At 69.9% G+C, this 16,713-nt stretch carries 15 protein-coding genes; 7 read left to right on the plus strand and 8 right to left on the minus strand.

The features are described 5' to 3' along the window. Window positions 1–2 precede the first annotated feature (2 nt). The 6 genes from OWR29_RS24770 to OWR29_RS24795 all read right to left on the minus strand — a co-directional run bounded on the left by OWR29_RS24770 (window position 3) and on the right by OWR29_RS24795 (window position 6,400). The gene (locus OWR29_RS24770) at window positions 3–869 is read right to left on the minus strand and encodes a S1C family serine protease (RefSeq protein WP_267565597.1); all 867 of its coding nucleotides are present in this window, start codon (window positions 867–869) and stop codon (window positions 3–5) included. A gap of 20 nt (window positions 870–889) precedes the next feature. After that, a complete protein-coding gene (locus OWR29_RS24775) occupies window positions 890–1,840 on the minus strand; it encodes a VWA domain-containing protein (RefSeq protein WP_267565598.1) in 951 nt (316 codons plus the stop codon). After that, on the minus strand, window positions 1,837–2,799 hold the full coding sequence (locus OWR29_RS24780; RefSeq protein ID WP_267565599.1) for a DUF58 domain-containing protein: 963 nt from the start codon (window positions 2,797–2,799) through the stop codon (window positions 1,837–1,839). Before OWR29_RS24780 ends, OWR29_RS24775 begins: the two co-directional genes overlap by 4 nt. Next, window positions 2,796–3,806: an AAA family ATPase gene (locus OWR29_RS24785; RefSeq protein WP_324291268.1), complete on the minus strand. Its 1,011-nt coding sequence runs from the start codon at window positions 3,804–3,806 to the stop codon at window positions 2,796–2,798. The genes OWR29_RS24780 and OWR29_RS24785 overlap by 4 nt, the downstream gene beginning before the upstream one ends. 1,389 nt (window positions 3,807–5,195) lie before the next feature. Beyond that, window positions 5,196–5,909, minus strand: a complete 714-nt coding sequence (locus tag OWR29_RS24790) for a hypothetical protein (RefSeq protein WP_267565600.1) — start codon at window positions 5,907–5,909, stop codon at window positions 5,196–5,198. Further along, on the minus strand, window positions 5,906–6,400 hold the full coding sequence (locus tag OWR29_RS24795) for a SigE family RNA polymerase sigma factor (protein WP_267565601.1): 495 nt from the start codon (window positions 6,398–6,400) through the stop codon (window positions 5,906–5,908). The genes OWR29_RS24790 and OWR29_RS24795 overlap by 4 nt, the downstream gene beginning before the upstream one ends. A 227-nt stretch (window positions 6,401–6,627) precedes the next feature. Here OWR29_RS24795 and OWR29_RS24800 point away from each other — a divergent pair, with 227 nt between their 5' ends. Continuing rightward, window positions 6,628–7,605 (plus strand): zinc metalloprotease, encoded by a 978-nt coding sequence (locus tag OWR29_RS24800; protein ID WP_267565602.1) that lies wholly within the window; start codon window positions 6,628–6,630, stop codon window positions 7,603–7,605. A gap of 52 nt (window positions 7,606–7,657) precedes the next feature. On the opposite strand, the gene OWR29_RS24805 is transcribed toward OWR29_RS24800, so the two are convergent. Next, window positions 7,658–8,839 carry an MFS transporter gene (locus tag OWR29_RS24805; protein ID WP_267565603.1) on the minus strand — a complete coding sequence of 394 codons (1,182 nt, stop codon included), beginning with the start codon at window positions 8,837–8,839 and terminating at the stop codon, window positions 7,658–7,660. A 61-nt stretch (window positions 8,840–8,900) separates the two neighbouring features. Here OWR29_RS24805 and OWR29_RS24810 point away from each other — a divergent pair, with 61 nt between their 5' ends. The 6 genes from OWR29_RS24810 to OWR29_RS24835 all read left to right on the plus strand — a co-directional run bounded on the left by OWR29_RS24810 (window position 8,901) and on the right by OWR29_RS24835 (window position 15,093). Beyond that, on the plus strand, window positions 8,901–9,392 hold the full coding sequence (locus OWR29_RS24810; RefSeq protein WP_267565604.1) for a cupin domain-containing protein: 492 nt from the start codon (window positions 8,901–8,903) through the stop codon (window positions 9,390–9,392). A gap of 107 nt (window positions 9,393–9,499) precedes the next feature. Next, window positions 9,500–11,179: a type IV pilus modification PilV family protein gene (locus OWR29_RS24815; protein ID WP_267565605.1), complete on the plus strand. Its 1,680-nt coding sequence runs from the start codon at window positions 9,500–9,502 to the stop codon at window positions 11,177–11,179. After that, window positions 11,176–11,820, plus strand: a complete 645-nt coding sequence (locus tag OWR29_RS24820; protein ID WP_267565606.1) for a PulJ/GspJ family protein — start codon at window positions 11,176–11,178, stop codon at window positions 11,818–11,820. The genes OWR29_RS24815 and OWR29_RS24820 overlap by 4 nt, the downstream gene beginning before the upstream one ends. Before the next feature lie 32 nt (window positions 11,821–11,852). Continuing rightward, window positions 11,853–13,322, plus strand: coding sequence for a ricin-type beta-trefoil lectin domain protein (locus tag OWR29_RS24825; protein WP_267565607.1), 1,470 nt, complete (start codon window positions 11,853–11,855; stop codon window positions 13,320–13,322). Between the two features lie 175 nt (window positions 13,323–13,497). Further along, the gene (locus OWR29_RS24830) at window positions 13,498–14,337 is read left to right on the plus strand and encodes a helix-turn-helix transcriptional regulator (protein ID WP_267565608.1); all 840 of its coding nucleotides are present in this window, start codon (window positions 13,498–13,500) and stop codon (window positions 14,335–14,337) included. 15 nt (window positions 14,338–14,352) lie between these two features. Beyond that, window positions 14,353–15,093: an SDR family oxidoreductase gene (locus OWR29_RS24835; protein ID WP_267565609.1), complete on the plus strand. Its 741-nt coding sequence runs from the start codon at window positions 14,353–14,355 to the stop codon at window positions 15,091–15,093. On the opposite strand, the gene OWR29_RS24840 is transcribed toward OWR29_RS24835, so the two are convergent. Next, entirely contained in the window at window positions 15,071–16,591 is a 1,521-nt protein-coding gene (locus OWR29_RS24840; protein ID WP_267565610.1) for a GGDEF domain-containing protein, read from the minus strand. The genes OWR29_RS24835 and OWR29_RS24840 overlap by 23 nt on opposite strands. Window positions 16,592–16,713: the final 122 nt, after the last annotated feature.

Below are 16,713 nucleotides of genomic sequence, written 5' to 3' on the forward strand. Positions count from 1 at the left end.
GACTATCCACGCGCGATGAGGGAATCGGCGACCTGGCGGGCCCGTTCGATGGGAACCGCGAACCCGATCCCGATCGAACCGCCGCCCTCCAGGGTCGCGATGGCCGTATTCACCCCGATAACTTCCCCGCGGGCGTTCACGAGCGGTCCGCCCGAATTACCCGGGTTGATCGAGGCGTCGGTCTGCACCGCCGTCTGCCGCGAAGACCCACCCAGCCGTACGGGCCTGTCCAGCGCACTGACGATGCCGGCCGTCACCGTCCCGCTGAGCCCCAGCGGGGAGCCGACCGCCAGCACCGGCTCGCCGACCCGGGTCGCGCGGGGGTCGGCCAGCGCCAGCCGGTCGAGCGCGCCCGCCTCGTCCACCCGCAGCACGGCGATGTCGTTGCTCGGGTCGGTGCCGACCACCTCGGCGTTGAGGCGACGGCCGTCCGAGCCGACCACGGTGATGTTGCCGCCGCGGCCGCCGGCCGCCACGACGTGGTTGTTGGTGACGATGTGACCGCGGTCGTCGAAGACGAACCCGGAGCCGGAGCCGCCGCCCGAGGCCATACGCACCTGGACCGACACGACGCCGGGCAGCACCCGGGCGGCCGCCCCGACGAGGTCCGACGGCACCCCGCCGACGGGCGGCGGCGCGGCCGTGGCCGGCTCGGATCCGCTGCCGTCGTCGTCGCGGCCGGCCACGTAGCCGGCCGCTCCCCCGGCGCCGGCCGACAGGCCGATCACGGCGAGAGCCGCCAGCGCGGCGGCCGGGAGACGCCGGCTGCGGGCTGCGCGGTTCGGGCTTGTCTCGGCGGCTTGCTGCGGCGCCGAAGCCCAGTCGGGCGACTGGAACTCCGGACCGCGAGGTGACCCAAGTCCAGACATGGTTGGTCCTTTCTTCAACGTCAGGGGAGGCGGGCGAACCAGAACATCGAGGCCAGCGCGGCCAGCAGGGCCAGGCCGAGCCCGATGCCGATGAACCGGGCCGAGATGTCCCGCACCTCGGTCTGGTAGCCCACGGAGGATCCGATGTCGGCGTACGCGTTCTGCAGCTCTTCGGTGTTGGCGGCCTCGAAGTAGCGCCCGCCCGTGGCGTCGGCCACCGACCGCAGCGTCTCGCCGTCGACCGGAACCTCCTGGCCGCCGCCGATCGTGCCGCTCGGCGTGCCGAACGAGATGGTGTCGACGGGCACGCCGAGCTCGGTGGCCAGACGGGCCGCCTCGGCCGGGTCCTGCCCGGACGTGTTGGCGCCGTCCGAGAGCACGATCACCCGGGCCGGCGGCACGTCTTCCTCGGCGGCCGAGTCGACCGACCGGATCTGCTCGAGCGCCGACGCGATCGCATCCCCGATCGCCGTACCGGCCTGACCGGCCGACCCGTCGGCGAGCCGGTCGATGCCGGTGCCCAGCTGGGCCCGGTCGGTGCCCGGCGGGACGAAGACCGAAGCCTGCCCGGCGAACCCGACCAGACCGACGTTGAACTGCTCAGGCAGGTCCTCGACGAAGATCCGGGCCGCGTCCTTGGCCGCGCTCAGCCGGTCCGGGGCGACGTCGGTGGCCAGCATCGACCGCGAGACGTCGACCGCCACCAGCACGGTCGCGCGCTCCCGGGGCACCCGCACCTCGGCCTGGGGCTGGGCGAACCCGACCACCAGCAGGCCCAGCATGGCCAGGAAGGCGCCGGTGGGCAGATGCCGCCGCCAGCCCGGGCGCTTCGGGGCCACCCGGTCGAGCAGCTTCAAGTTGGTGAAACGGACGGCGTACTTGCTGCGGCGGCGCTGCGCGATCACGTACGCCACGGCCAGCGCGGCCACGCCGAGCAGCAGCCACAGCCGCTCCGGGGAAAGCCAGGTCATCTCGGGTTCCTTTGCGGTTTCGTCGCGGCCCGGCTCAGACGCCGCCGGGCGTGCACGTGACGCACGATGTCGGCGACCCAGTCACGGTCGGTCCGAAGGGGAAGATGGGCGGCGCCGGCCCGCTTGATGGCTTGCGCGATGGTGGCCTGCTGCTGGGCGGCGGCGGCCGCATAGCGTTCGCGCAGCTTGCGGCTGGCGGTCGGGACGTCACGGCGGCGGCCGGTCTCCGGGTCGACCAGCGTGAGCAGCCCGACATCGGGCAGCTCGTGCTCGCGCGGGTCGCCCACCTGCACGGCCAGCACCTGATGGCGGGAGGCGAGCCGGCGCAGCGGCTCCTCCCAGGCGGGCGCGGCCGGGCCCAGCCCGTCCTCGTCGAGCCCGTCGAGGAAGTCCGACACCACCACGACCAGCCCGGTCCGCGGCGTCTGCCGGTGCAACGCCTCGATGCCACCGGCCAGGCCCACCGGCTGCTGATTGCGGGGAGTCAGCATCATGGCCCGGAGCAGCGACAACAGGGCCTGCCGGCCGCCGCGGGCGGGATAACGACGTACACCCTCGCCGGAAAGGAGGTGGGCGCCCAGCCGGTTGCCGTTGCCGAGCGTGAGAAACCCGACGGCCGCCACCGCGGCGATGGCCAGCTCCCGCTTCTCCAGATCGGCGGTGCCGAAGTCCATGCTGGCGCTGGCATCCACCAGCACATGCGTGGCCAGCTCCCGGTCGGCGTCCACGGTCCGCACATGCGGCACGGTGGTGCGGGCCGTCACCGACCAGTCCATCCGGCGCACCTCGTCCTCGCCGGGCCGGTACTCGCGGCTGCCCGCCGGCTCACTGCCGATGCCGGGCAGCAGACCGAGGTACGTGCCGTGCAGCAACCCGTCGAGGCGGCGGGTGACCATGAGCTCGAGCCGCCGCAGCCGCCGTTCGGGAACCAGCTCGGCCAGGAAATTGCCCTCGTTCATGCGGCCATCCCCAGGCCGGGGCCGTTCTGCTCCTGAGCCGGGGCGATCAGAGGCAGCGGAACAGCCTCGAGGATGCGCCGGATGACGTCCTCGGGCTGCACACCGTCGGCGACCGCGTCGAACGAAAGAACAAGGCGGTGAGCCAGGACGTCGGGAGCGATCTCCAGCAGGTCGGCGGGCAGCACGTAGTCACGGCCGCGCAGAAGGGCGAGGGCACGGCCGGCGGCAACCAGGCCCAGAGTGGCGCGAGGGCTGGCCCCGTACGCCAATTGGTTCGCGACATCCGGAAGGCCGAAACGCTCAGGTTCGCGGGTGGCGAGCACGAGACGGACCACGTATTCGGCCAAGGCGTGATGCACGAAGACGTCCCGAGCGCGGCCCTGAAGCTCGTGCAAAATCATGGGGTCGAGCACCCGCTGGGCGACCGGGCGGGCGCCGCCCATGCGGTAGAGAATGCCCAGCTCCTCTTGCTCCGAGGGGTAGTCGACGACTACGCGCATGAGGAAGCGGTCACGCTGAGCCTCGGGGAGCTGGTAGACGCCCTCGGACTCGATGGGGTTCTGGGTGGCGAGCACAAGGAAAGGACGAGGAACGGGATAGGTGCGGCCGCCCAGAGAAACGTGACCCTCGGCCATCACCTCGAGCAGGGCGGACTGGACCTTCGCGGGAGCCCGGTTGATCTCGTCGGCGAGCACAATGTTGGCCATGATCGGGCCGAGCTCGACGTCAAAAGCTTCCTTCCCCGTACGGTAAATCCGCGTGCCGACGATGTCGGAGGGCACAAGATCCGGGGTGAACTGGATCCGGTTGAAAGATCCGCCGACGGCGACGGCCAAAGTCTCCGCGGCCAAGGTCTTGGCGACACCGGGTACGCCTTCGAGCAAGCAGTGACCGCCGGCGAGCAGGGCGGTCATGAGGCGCTCGATCAGCCGGTCCTGGCCGACGATGACCTTCTTGACCTCGAAGAGGGTGCGCTCCAGGCGGCGGTCGGTTGGTTCGTCTGTCATGCATCGATGACATCAATGGGCACCGAAAGCGGGGCGAAGCTCTGGCTGGTGGTTGGCTTGTTGGTTCCTGTGTGCCGGCTGCGAGTCCGTGTCTTTCTTGCGGTTTAGAACCGGTGGCTTTCTTGCGGTTGACGGCTGTGCGGCTCGAAGAACCGGTGGCTTTCTTGCGGTTGACGGATGGGGCCGAGGGTGAGCAATCACTGCTTGGAAACCGTCTCTATGCCGTGATTACTCACCCTCGGCCCCATCCTTGCGTGCGATCAACTTTTCCAGCGTCGTGGTCGGCGCTTCTGCGGTTGCATGGTGCGGGCGCGTAGACCCGTGCGAGTGGGTGGTCCGGCTGCCGCGCTGTGGACGAAGCTGGGCGTCTGTCTCACCCGGGCGGACCTTGGTGGTGGGTCGCGCGTTCGCACCGTGCCGGTTACGGATCCGGGTGGTCGCCGGGCTTGGGCTGGGCGGTCTTCTCCATAGCCACCGCCTGGTTGGCTCGAACCGGCGACCGTCGCGTGCCGAACTGACAATCCACGCCCACCGCCTGAAGCGGACTGAACCAGCCATCGCCACCCGCCGGACAACCCGACCCCGCCCACGACCTCAACCAGTCCGAACCAACCGTCACCACCCACCCGACAACCCGACCACGCCCACCACCTCGACCAGTCCGAACCAGCCATCACCAACCGCCCGACAACCCGCCCGCACCCACCACCTCGAGCGGCCCGAACCAGCCATCACCACCCACCCGACAACCCGACCACGCCCACCACCTCAACCAGCCCGAACCAGCCGGTCACCACCCACCCGACAACCCGCCCGCACCCACCACCCCAAGCAGCCCGAACCAGCCATCACCACCCGCCCGACAACCCGACCGCGTCCACCACCTCAACCAGTCCGAACCAGCCGGTCACCACCCGCCCGACAACCCGCCCGCACCCACCACCTCGAGCGGCCCGAATCAGCCACCATCACCCGCAGGACAGCCCGTCCACGCCCAACCTCAAACAGCCTGAGCCGGCGGCCATCGCCTGCCGGACAGGCCGCCCACGCCCGCCGCTGGGCTCACCCGAGCCGGCCACCGTCACCGGCGCAACAGTCAGTCCACACCTGCCGCCTGACGCGGCCCGAATCAGCGAACATCGCCGCTCGGACAGCCCGTCGGCGCTCCCACCGCCTCGGGCGGCCCGAACCAGGCGCAGCCGTCATTGCCGCCGGACAGACCGTCCACAGCCACTGGCTGAAGTGGGCCGAACCAGCAGCCCGCATCCGCCGGACGGACCATCCACGGCCACCGCATGAAGTGGTGAGCAGGCGGCAGGGCCGCGGCCTGCACTTCGCCGGCGGTAAGCGTTGTGGGGCCGGTGATCGGCGTTGTGGATTCGTTGTGGGTTACTTCGTTGCTTTGGTCCATTCTGTGGCTGTGGTGGGGCTGTAGTAGCGGGTGAAGCCGCAGGGCCAGGCGATGGGGTCGGTTAGTGGGGGGCCGCCCCAGCGGGGGGTTCCGGAGACGAGTAGGCGGGTGCCTATTTGGTAGGTGGGGGTGTGCTCGGATGTGGCGTCGGGTGGGGTGGGGGCGACGCCGGGGGGTGACATGTCGACCGCGGTGGTCTTTGTGGAGCCGCCCTTGAACCAGGTGTGCACCTCGAAAGTCACCGATCGTAGGTCTAGGGAAGGGTTCTCGTTGCGGTTGGTTTGGGCGGGGGCTATGGCGGTTACGGTGCCGTCGAAGGCGAAGGCTTGTTCGGCCAGTGTTTTGGGTGAGTAGGGCTTTACGCACTGGGCGGCGGCGAAGGTTAGTGGGTCGCCGGGCTTGGCGCCGGGGGGCAGGGCGGCCGCTGGCGGGGGCGCGGAAGTGAGCGGCGTGGGCGAGGCGGCTGGGGGCTGCGCCTGTGGCGGCGTGAGTGGCGGGGTTGCGGGTGGGCGGTTGACGGCGTACGCGCCCGCTGCGATGAGAAGCGCGGCGGTGGCGGCGGCGATTGTCAGGGTGCGGCGCCTGCGGTGGACCTGTCGGATGGCTGCGGCGGCTACGGCTTGCTCGTGAGGGGCGTCGGCGGCGTCGGAGGCGAACAGGTCGCGTAGCTGTTGCTCGGTCGACTGGTTCATCGGGTCTCCCTTTGTGCGTCGATGGCCGCGGGGGCGCGCAAGGCCGCCAGGGCGCGTGAGGCGGTGGCCCGCACCGAGCTCACGCTGACGCCCATGGCGGCGGCGATCGCGGCGTCGTCCAGGTCGGCGTAGTAGCGCAGAACCAGCACCGTGCGGGCGCGCGGGGCCAGCTTGCTCAACAGCACCCGCATCTGGTCGCGGGCGGCTACGGCGTCGGCCGGGTCGGCCACCGTGGCGCCGGCGTCCTGCCGCAGGTCGGCCGGTCGCTCCGTCGTCCAGCGCCGGCGGCGCCAGCTCAGATGGGCGTTCACCAGCATGCGGCGTACGTAGGCCTCGGGGTTGGCCGCCGCGCGCACCCGCTTCCAGTGGCGGTAGGCGTCGGCCAGCACGGTCTGGGCCAGATCCTCCGCCACCTGCCGGTCGCCGCTCAGGACGAACGCCAGGCGCACCAGCAACCGGCCATGCCCGGCCACGAATTCCTCGAACGACACGCCCGCTCCCGTCAGTGTTCCTCACCAGAGAGACGCATCGGCCGCCGCCCGGCGCTGCACACCGCTTTTGCTAGCTCAAAGCCGGGCGTTTGTCAGCCCGCTCCGGCCTGATGTCAGCAATCGAACTCATTGAATGTCCTATGTGCTCTCATGCCCTAGCGTGGGGATCGGCATCGATCGATGCCTGCCGCTGCGGCACTCTCGCCGCGCCGACAATCGGGGGAAACATGCACGTCAATCACCGATCAAGATGGCTGTTCGCCACCGCGACGGCCATCGCGCTCACCGTGGTCACCCTGCCGGGCGCCGCTCACGCGTCCGCCGGGGCGACCATCGACCCGGACGAGCAGTACGCCGCCTTCCTGGCCGAGAAGAAGGCGGACGGCAGCTGGGCGGGTTCCGCCGACCCGGGCGCCAAGGCCAAGGCGCCGGCCAAGGACCTCGCCGCCTACCCGAAGCTCACCGACAAGCAGATGGCCGCCATGCGGGCGTCGGTCAAGGTCGCGCCGGCCGGCTCCGAGGCGGTCACCGTGCAAAGCGTGCAGGTCACGTCGACGGGCATGAGCGTGACCACGTACGACCCGGCACCGGGGTTCACCCCGGACCAGTTGGCGGACAAGCTCCGCAAGCAAGGGAAGGCGTCGGTCCGCGTCGTCCGGGAGTCGTCCGGCGGTGTCTCGACGAAGGCTGCGAGCGACTGCTCGTACGGCTCGGCCCGGACGTTGACCTGCCCGGTGTCGTTCTGGCGCAACCAGGGCTGGGAGGACCCGTACGTACGGTTCAACGACCACTCGGGCGCGTCGTGGCCCGTGTCGTCGGTGGTTCCGAAGTGGAACACGGTCCAGAACATCGACAGTGAATACCGCTGGAACAGCTGCCCGGCGGTGTCCGGCTCCCGGTGCGTCGACGTCTTCTCCGGCAACTACGGCGCCGGCTGGACCGGGCGCACCACGCTGTACTGGGCCTCGGGCTCGTCCGGCGCGTTCTCCAACTCGAACGCGATGGTCCAGCTCAACGACTACTACGACTCGGCCTCGATCGGCGGCACCCGCAACAACACCACCACCCACGAGCTGGGCCACGCCCTGGGCCTCGGCCACAACGTCTACAGCGGCGACGTCATGTACACCTACGCCAACAAGCGTGAGGACCTCGGCGGCGAGAACCCGGTGATGCTGGCCAGCATCTACTCGGTCACCCGCTGACCTTCGCCCCCACTGGAGCCGGCCCGCAACGTCGCGGGCCGGCTCCGCCCCCTTAGGTGGTGGGGCGGCCGAAGGCGCGCATGGCCAGGGCGCCGATCAGAGGGCCGGGGGCCAGCAGCAGGAAGGCCCAGCGCCAGCCCGTGACCCCGGCCAGGACGGGAACCAGCTGAATCGTGACGACGGTGAGGGCGAAGCCGATCGCGGTCTGCGCCGTCAGGGCGGTGCCGACGTAGCGGGGGTCGGCGACCTCGCTCAATGAGGTGGAGAAGACGCCGGAGTCGGCGATCACGGCGGCGCCCCAGACCACGACCAGCGCGATGACGGCGGGTGGTGGGGCGGTGAAGAACAGTGGCGACGCCAGGCAGCAGAGGCCGCTCACCACGAGCGCGGTGAAAGCGGCTCGGGGGCGGCCGAAGCGGTCGGCGGCCCAGCCGCCGAGCAGGCAACCGGCCACGCCGGCGATGCCGATGGCCGCAAATGCCAAGAGGCTGACGTCGGTGCCGGACAGGGCGGTGCCTGCGGCCAGGAAGGCCGGCAGCCACGTCCACAGGGCGTACAGCTCCCACATGTGGCCGAAGTAGCCGAGGTTGACCAGGCGCGGGCCGCGGCGGCGGAACATGTCGATCGCGTAGCGCGGGTGCGGGGCAGGCGGGGCGCCCGACGCGAACTGAGGACCCTCGCGTACGAGGGAAAGGGCGACCACCGCGCCCAGCAGAGCGCAACCGGCCGACGTTCCCATCACGGCGCGCCACGGCAGATCGCCCAGGCCGCGGATCAGGTGGGGCAGGGCCGAGCCGAGCGTCAGCGCGCCGATCATGACCCCGAAGGCGAGGCCGCGGCGGGACGGCGGCGCCCACGAGCCGGTCAGCTTCATGCCGACCGGATACACACCGGCCAGGAAGACGCCGGTCAGGAAGCGCAAAGGGACGGCTGCGGCCAGCCCGTCGACGGCCAGAGCGAACACCGCTGTGCACGCGGCGGACAACATCGCGCAAACGGACATGAGCGAATGTGCACGAATGCGGTCGGCCAGGTTGAGCGCGGTCGACGTCACCGCGCCCGCCACGAATCCCAGCTGCACGGAAGCGGTCAGCCAGACCGACGCCGTCTCGCTGATGTGCCACGACGAGCGCAGGGCCGGAACGACGGCCGACGCCGAGAACCAGACGGCCAAAGTGAGCACTTGAACAAGAGCGATCAGTGCGCGCTGAGCCCCCGGCCGAGAAGTGATCACAGAGGCGACGATAGGCGTCGCGGGACCGCGCGAAGATCCGGCACCCGGCAAGATGGGATGCATGACGTATCCACCGCCGCGGTATCACGGGATCACGGGAGAAGTCAGCGCAACGTACCGGCCCAAGGACACGCCGGCCGAGTTCGTCTACCCGAACGGCAACAAGGTGTCCTACCTGTCGACCGGCGATTCCACGGGCGGGCTGTTCGGGCTCTACCGCTGGGAGTGCGGGCCGGGGCTCACCGGGCCCGACCCCCACTTCCACCGCTCGATCGCCGAGTCGTTCTACATCCTCAGCGGCAGCATGAGCATCTACAACGGCAAAGAATGGATCACCACCGAGCCCGGCGACTACGTGCACGTGCCGATCGGCGGCGTCCACGGGTTCAAGAACGAGTCGGGCGCGCCGGCCTCGATGCTGCTGCACTTCTCGCCGGGGGCGCCCCGCGAGGCGTACTTCGAAGGCCTGGTCGGCATCGCGCAGATGAGCGACGAGGAGCGGGCCGAGTTCTACGCCAAGCACGACAACATCTGGCTGGACGACAAGCACTGAGAAGCGAAGAACGACAAGCACTGATCAGAGGAGAAGGCTAAGAGCTGCCCGTTTGCTGCCGAACGTCCGTGTGAGGGAATGTCGGACGAGGCAGCCGGAAGGACAGCATGCGGGACGATGCCGCCGAGGAGGGCTTCAGCCTCGTCGAGGTGCTCGTCGCGCTGGCGGTCCTGTCGATCACGCTGCTCGCCAGCACCCCGTTCTTCGTCAACAGCCTGCGCAGCGTCAACAAGCAGCGCACCCTGCAGGCGGCCATCCAGCTCGCCGACACCGCGATGGAGCAGGTGCGGGGCCTGAAGGGCAGCTCCCTGCTGACCGGGCACGGGCAGAAGGCGGGCGAGGACCAGTTCGCGGCCGCGCCCGCCATCGTCCAGCCCTACCTGGCCACCATGCAGGTCGGGCGGGACGAGGACAGCGCCGTGGCCACCACCGACGGCGTCGACGCCCCGATCTCCACCGCGGCCCAGGTCACGACCATCGAGGGCACCCCGTACACCCGGATGATCTATATCGGGATGTGCGAGGTCTACCTGACCAGCACCGGCGGCGACTGCGTCTATCCGCTGGGCAGCGCGGCACCCACCGACAAGACGAAGATCCTCAAGTTCTTCCGCGCGGTCGTCCTGATCAGCTGGCCCGACACCTCCTGCGACGTGACGGCCGGCAACCCCGCCAACACCTGCCTGTACGTGGCCTCGACGCTGGTCTCGCGGGCGCCGGAGCCCAACTTCGACCTGCACCGGCCCTCGCCGACCGTGCTCACCCAGTCGATGACCTTCTACCGAGGCGTCCTGACCGCCGCCCAGCTCGAGGCGCGCGGCGGTCAGCTGCCCAACACCTGGACCGTGGCCAAGCTGCCGGCCGGCCTCTCGCTGACCCCGGCCGGGCTGATCAACGGCACCCCGACCACGGTCGGCGTCACCCCGACCACGACGACCGTCACCGACAAGCTGAACCGCACCGACACCGAGCCGATCACGTTCACCGTCGTCCAGCCGACGACGGTCACCGCGCCTGCCAACGCCACCAACCACCTGCAGGAGGTCGTCAGCCTGCAGGCCACCGGGGCCAACGGCGTCGGCCCGTACGTCTACACCGCGACCAACCTCGCCCCGGGCCTCACCATCGACCCGACCACGGGCGCGATCACCGGAACGGTCACCACCATCGGCACCTTCACGGCCACGATCACCGCCACCGACCAGAACGGCATCGCCGGCTCGAGCACCTACACCCACACGGTGATCCCCGTGGTCACCCTGGGCCCGCTGACCGACCAGGCAATTGATCTGAACGCCAAACTGCAGCTCAACGCGGTCGGCGGCGGTGGCAACGGCACCTACACGTACAGCGCGACCGGCCTGCCCGCCGGCGTGGCCATCGACAACAAGGGCAGGATCAACGACAAGGTCACCACCACCGGCCGCTTCCTGCCCACGATCACCGCCACCGACAGCCTCGGCGGCACCGGAGGCACGGCGAGCCAGCGGATCGTCCTCATCGTCAACACCACCAACTCGCTCATCTTCACGGCGCCCGCCCTGGCCGCGCCCGACCAGACGACCACCCGGGGCACGCCGGCGTCGCTGGCCCTCAAGACCAACGGCGCACTGCTGGGGCTGAACCCGGTCGTGACGGTCACCGGCCTGCCGCCGGGCCTGACCTACAACGCCCTGTCCGGAACCATCTCCGGCACGCCCACCACCGCCGGCGCCTACACGGTCACCGCCACGGCCACCACCGTGACCGCCACCAGCGTCCTCACCCTCATCTGGACCGTGACATGAGCGCCGAGCGGCACACCGAACCCGACGATCAGGGCTACACGCTGGTCGAGCTGCTGGTCGCCGCGGGACTGATGTCGACAGTGCTCATCATCGTGCTCGGCGGCCTGGTCGAGGTCTATTCGAACGTGAACCGGGCCGACACCCTCGGGGCCGCCCGCGACCAGCTCAGCACCAGCTTCCGGCGGCTCGACAAGGAGCTGCGCTACGCCAACTGGGTCTCCACCCCGGGCCAGGTCGGCAACGCCTGGTATCTGGAGTACGCCACTCCCCTGGGCTGCCGGCAGCTCGTGCTGCGCAATGGGGTGCTGACCACGGCGAGCTGGAACCTGCCCAGCACCACACCGGGCACGCCGGCCACGATCGGCAGCAACCTGAGCGTGACGGGCACCACCGCGCCGTTCACCGTCTATCTGCCCAACTCCCAGCCGTACGCCACGGCCAGCGCGGGAACTTCCGGCGTGGGCGCCGACTACCAGCTGGCGCACACCCAGGTCCGGCTCCGGTTCACCGGTCAGCTCGGCCCGACCAGCCTGCCCTTCGACGTGCTCTTCACCGCCCAGAACACCAGCGCCAGCAACGTGTTCTCGGACAACGGCAAGCTGACCCCCAACGACTGCAGCAAGGCGAGGCCCACGGTATGAGGTTCACGCGGCTCCGCACGGACCACGGCTCGATGCCGATGGCACTGCTGGTCGTCACGGTCGTGGTGTCGCTGTCGGCCCTGCTCGTCCCCATGGTCCTGCGCCAGCTCAAGTCGACCCAGAACCTGGCCGAACGCAACACCGCGCTCAACGCCGCCCAGGCCGGCATGGACGTGATGATGGCCCGCGTCCGCGCCGCCGCCGACCAGGACACGCAGAGCGGCTACCTCGAGAACCTGCCGCCGTGCACGCTCAACGGCTACGCCGGCCTGAAATCGGACACGGACCGGCTCACGTACACCGTGACCCTCCAGTACCGCGACCAAGACGGCCTCGACATGGCCTGCCCGGCCACCGACGTGCCCACCACGGCCATCGTCTCGTCGGTCGGCTTCGGTGGCGGCACCCAGCGGACCCTGGTCGCCACGTACGTCTTCTCCACCAGCAACACGAACATCCCGGGCGGCCAGATCCGGATCGCCAGCTCCACCCTCGGCAACCAGTGCTTCGACTCGACGACCAGCAAGGCGCCCAAGGCCGACACGGCCATCCTGATGGCCCCGTGCGACGGCAGCAGCCGGCAGCAGTTCGGCTACACGGCCGACCTCTACCTCAAGCTGATCAACTCGGAGTCGTCCGACGCCCCCTCGGGCATGTGCCTGTGGGCGAGCGACGCGCGCAAGGCGGGCACGGCGATCGTCTTCCGCCCCTGCCCGACGGTTCGCACCACCACATTTCAGTGGGCCCTGGACGGCTCCTCGCAGTTCCACTCCACAACCACGGCGAGCAAGTCCGACGGCAGCTCGTGCGTGAACGTCAAGGTCCCGGGGTCCAGCGCCGACCGGGCCGTCGTGCTCGGCACCTGCGGCAACAACAACTCCACGACCATCTGGCGCTCGGCCACCGGCGTCGGCGCGGGCATGGCCGGCGACAGCACCAACCAGCTGGTCAACTACGCCCAGTTCAGCCGCTGCCTCGACGTGACCAGCAAGTCGATGAGCGCGACCTACATGATCGCCTGGTTCTGCAAGCAGGACCCCGGCGGCGTGGTCGACTTCAACCAGCAATGGGTGCACCCGACACCGGTCATTCCGAACATCACCGCGACCGGCCCGATCATCGTCAACAACACGAATGCCACGAGCAACAGCAAGAATGGCAACGCCACCAACAACTACTGCCTGAAATCGCCGGGAATCGTCACTGCGACCTCCTGGGTGACGGTCGTGCAATGCGCGACAGTCGCCGTCCAAGCCCAGCAAAATCTGACCTGGACCGTCTACCACGACACCGGCGACTACGGCACGAGCTACCGCATCAAGGACTACAAAGGCTACTGCCTGCAGCCCACCGACCAGGCCAGCGGCGTCGCCAACGACTTCCACAGCGACGGCACCAGCAAGGTGAAAGTGTCGGTCTGCAACACGTCAGAACTCCAAAAATGGAATGCGCCGGCGAACATCAGTCAGCCGACTCCATTGACCGACCTGGTCGAAAAATAAAGACAAAACGGCCGCTCCCGAGCCGTCGCCGCCGCACGCACACCTCGAACCATGAGCGGACAGCGAGCGCCCGCGCCGCCGTAGCCAGGGTCTGGAATACCTAGGGTAAGTGCGGCCTTCATAACCCACCCTTTCGCGGCGATGCTGGATCCCGAAAGACGGAAGGGGGTTGGGAATGGGTGACAAGGCGCTCGGCGAATTCCTGCGGCACCGGCGGGAGCAGTTGCGGCCCGAGGACGTGGGACTGGCCGGTGGTGGCCGGCGGCGGACGCCCGGGCTGCGCCGGGAGGAGGTCGCCGGGCTGGCCGCGCTGTCGCCGGACTACTACTCGCGGCTCGAGCAGGGCCGGGTGCGCACCCCGTCGGCGGCGGCGCTGGCCAGTCTGGCCCGGGCCATCCGGCTCACCGGGGACGAGCAGGACTACCTGTTCCGCCTGGCCGGGCAGCAGCCGCCGGAGCCGCGGTCACCGCTGACGCACGTCGACCCGGCCATGATGTACCTGCTGGACGCGCTCGGGTCCACGCCCGCTCAGGTGACCGACGATCTGCTCACCGTGATCGCTCAGAACCGCGCGGCGCAGAACCTGTTCGGCGTCTGGACCGGGTTGCCCGGCTATGAGTCCAACGTGACGTGGCGGTGGTTCGCCGATCCGGCCTCGCGGGACAGCAACGACGCGGCCGAGCACGAGCGCATCGGGCGGGCCTACGCGGCCGATCTGCGCGCCGGCCTGGCCCAGCGCTCGGCCGGTGACCGCTTCGCCCACGGGCTGGTGGCCGATCTGCTCGAGCGCAGCCCCGAGTTCGCCGGATTATGGGCGCAGCAGCACGTCGCGGCACTTTCCTCGGCGCCCAAACTCATCAAGCACCCGCTGGTCGGCCAGCTCGACCTGCAATGCGACGTGGTGCTCAGTCCGGCCACCGGTCACCGGCTCATTCTTTTCCGGCCCCGTCCCGGCTCGGACGCGCACGACCAGTTCGCCTTTCTCGACGTACTGGGAAATCAGAAGTTCGCCTGAATCGTAAGGAACCCCGTGAACACCATCTTCATCCCCGGCGCCACCTCCGGCATCGGCCTCGGACTCGCGCTACGTCTGCAAGCTCAGGGCAAGACCGTCATTGTCGGCGGCCGCCGCACCGACCTGCTCGAGCAGATCCGCGCCGAGCACCCCGGCATCGGCACTGTCACCATCGACACGACCGACCCGGCCTCGATCACCGCCGCCCGCGACGACCTGGCCGCCCGCTACCCGGCGCTGGACACCCTGATCACGATGGCCGGCATCATGGAGCCCGAGGACCTGCGCGACCCGGCGTCGCTCGAGGTCGCCGAGCGTACGGTCGAGGTCAATCTTCTCGGCCCGGTCCGGCTGATCCACGCGTTCCTGCCCGGCCTGCTCGCTCAGCCGGCGGCGACGATCATGACGGTCACGTCCGGCCTGGCCTATGTGCCGCTGCCCGCCACCCCGACCTACAACGCCACCAAGGCCGCCGTCCACTCGTACACGGAAAGCCTGCGCGTCCAGCTGAGCAGCAGCAACGTCCGGGTGATCGAGCTCGTGCCGCCGGCCACCCGCACCACGCTCATGAACCAGCAGAACTCCGAGGTGGCCATGCCCCTCGACGACTTCCTGGACGAGGTCATGACCCTGCTCGAGGCCGATCCGAAGGCCGAGCAGATCCTGGTCGAGCGGGTCAAATGGCAGCGCGACGCTGTCGCCGAAGGCCGTTACTCCGACGTGCTCGACGTGCTCAGCGGCCGCTACCGGTCGTGACCGACGGGTCGTGTCGCTGCCAGGTGCCCTTGCCCTGACGCTTGGCGGCGTACATGGCCAGGTCGGCGTCGCGCAGCAGCGAGCTCACGTCGGCCCCCGTGCCGGCCGCGGCCACGCCGATGCTGGCGGCGGCCCGGACGGGGACGCCGTCGATCTCTTCGGGGACGGTGAGCGCGGCCAGAATGCGTTCCGCGGTGGCGACGGCCTCGGCCGCCGTGCAGTCGGGCAGCAGCGCGGCGAACTCGTCACCGCCCAAACGGGCCGGCAGGTCGCCGGCGCGGATCGCCCCGCGCAGGCGGTCGGCCACGGCCATCAGCAGGGCGTCGCCGGCCGCGTGGCCCATCGTGTCGTTCACTGCTTTGAAGCCGTCCAGGTCGACCAGCAGCACCGACACCTGCGCGCCGGGCGCCGCCAGCGCGTGGGCCACCTGGTCATGGAAGTGGGTGCGGTTGGCCAGCCCGGTCAGCCCGTCGAAGTGGGCCTGGTGCCGCAGCCGGATCTCGTGCTCGCGCAGCCGGTCGATCAGCGCGGTGTTGTCGTGGAAGGCGACCAGCTGCCGGGCCGCGACCAGCGAGCAGATCAGCACCAGGCCGGCCACGACACCCCACAGGCGGGCGTTCACGCCATCCGGCAGCACCACGATCAGCGCACCGAAGGCGACCACCATGGCCCCGTACGGAAGAAGGCTGTAGGGCTTGCGCCGGCGCTGGCTGAAGGCCGCGGTGCGGTCCGCGCTGGCCAGCAGGAACTGGACGCGCGGCCCGGCCGTGATCAGGAAGGTGGGCAGGAAGGCCACCAGAAAGACCACGGGAGGCGCCGCGACCCCCGGCTCCGACGTGAGGAACATCCCCAGGCTCATCGCGAGAGCCGAGCCGATCATGGGAAGGGCGGCCGCCGTGTGCATCGGCGCGTTGCCGCTGAGGATCATCTTGATCGCCGCGAAGGCGGCCGTGAGGCACACGCCGATGGCCGCGATCAACGCCAGCAGCCGCGGCTGCGAGTAGCCGCCCGGCGTCGCCAGCAGGCACCACGCGACCACACCGCCGGCGGCCAGCACGGTCGCCGAGTCGAGCCAGTAGCCCAGGCGTTCCCGGCCGGTCCGGGTCGGATGCGGGTGGGCCAGCATGGCCACCACCACCGAGGTCAGCCCGATGCCCAGGCAGACCGTCTGCACCGCCCCGCCGTTGGTGGTCCAATGACCCGGTGTGTAGGTCAGCACCGACTGCACCGTGTCGCCCACCGCGAACAGCAGCCCGAGCGCCACCATCACCAGCCAGAACCGCCGGACCGCCCCGGTGGCCAGCCGCGCCACCCGCCACGAGCACATCGCCAGCGACAGGTCCATCACCGGCTGAAAGCTCCAGAACACCCGGACCTGCGCCGTCGGCTGCCCGTCGAGCAGGAAGAACAGCAGGCCGGCGAGCGCCGTCCAGGCCACGAAGCCGATCAGGAGGGGGTCACGGCGCAGTTTGCCCACGACGTGCACGGGATCGGCCACGCGGGCCTCCCCTCCGGGTCGATACAGGCCAATGGCCCTGTGAATCGACCGCGGCGGCGCGCGGTTGAGGAATCGGTCGCCCTCGGCGACGCGCGTCACGCTTTCCGTTGTCGATTACGTAC

Source organism: Paractinoplanes pyxinae, assembly GCF_026626335.1.
Lineage (GTDB): Bacteria > Actinomycetota > Actinomycetes > Mycobacteriales > Micromonosporaceae > Actinoplanes > Actinoplanes pyxinae.

What these genes read in the sequence shown, in the direction of transcription:
- OWR29_RS24790 (WP_267565600.1), bottom strand. Translation starts at nt 5,909, where the DNA reads ATGAACCAGTCGACCGAGCAACAGCTACGCGACCTGTTCGCCTCCGAC.
- OWR29_RS24815 (WP_267565605.1), top strand. Translation starts at nt 9,500, where the DNA reads ATGCGGGACGATGCCGCCGAGGAGGGCTTCAGCCTCGTCGAGGTGCTC.
- OWR29_RS24785 (WP_324291268.1), bottom strand. Translation starts at nt 3,806, where the DNA reads ATGACAGACGAACCAACCGACCGCCGCCTGGAGCGCACCCTCTTCGAG.
- OWR29_RS24775 (WP_267565598.1), bottom strand. Translation starts at nt 1,840, where the DNA reads ATGACCTGGCTTTCCCCGGAGCGGCTGTGGCTGCTGCTCGGCGTGGCC.
- OWR29_RS24830 (WP_267565608.1), top strand. Translation starts at nt 13,498, where the DNA reads ATGGGTGACAAGGCGCTCGGCGAATTCCTGCGGCACCGGCGGGAGCAG.
- OWR29_RS24825 (WP_267565607.1), top strand. Translation starts at nt 11,853, where the DNA reads ATGCCGATGGCACTGCTGGTCGTCACGGTCGTGGTGTCGCTGTCGGCC.
- OWR29_RS24810 (WP_267565604.1), top strand. Translation starts at nt 8,901, where the DNA reads ATGACGTATCCACCGCCGCGGTATCACGGGATCACGGGAGAAGTCAGC.
- OWR29_RS24770 (WP_267565597.1), bottom strand. Translation starts at nt 869, where the DNA reads ATGTCTGGACTTGGGTCACCTCGCGGTCCGGAGTTCCAGTCGCCCGAC.
- OWR29_RS24800 (WP_267565602.1), top strand. Translation starts at nt 6,628, where the DNA reads ATGCACGTCAATCACCGATCAAGATGGCTGTTCGCCACCGCGACGGCC.
- OWR29_RS24820 (WP_267565606.1), top strand. Translation starts at nt 11,176, where the DNA reads ATGAGCGCCGAGCGGCACACCGAACCCGACGATCAGGGCTACACGCTG.
- OWR29_RS24780 (WP_267565599.1), bottom strand. Translation starts at nt 2,799, where the DNA reads ATGAACGAGGGCAATTTCCTGGCCGAGCTGGTTCCCGAACGGCGGCTG.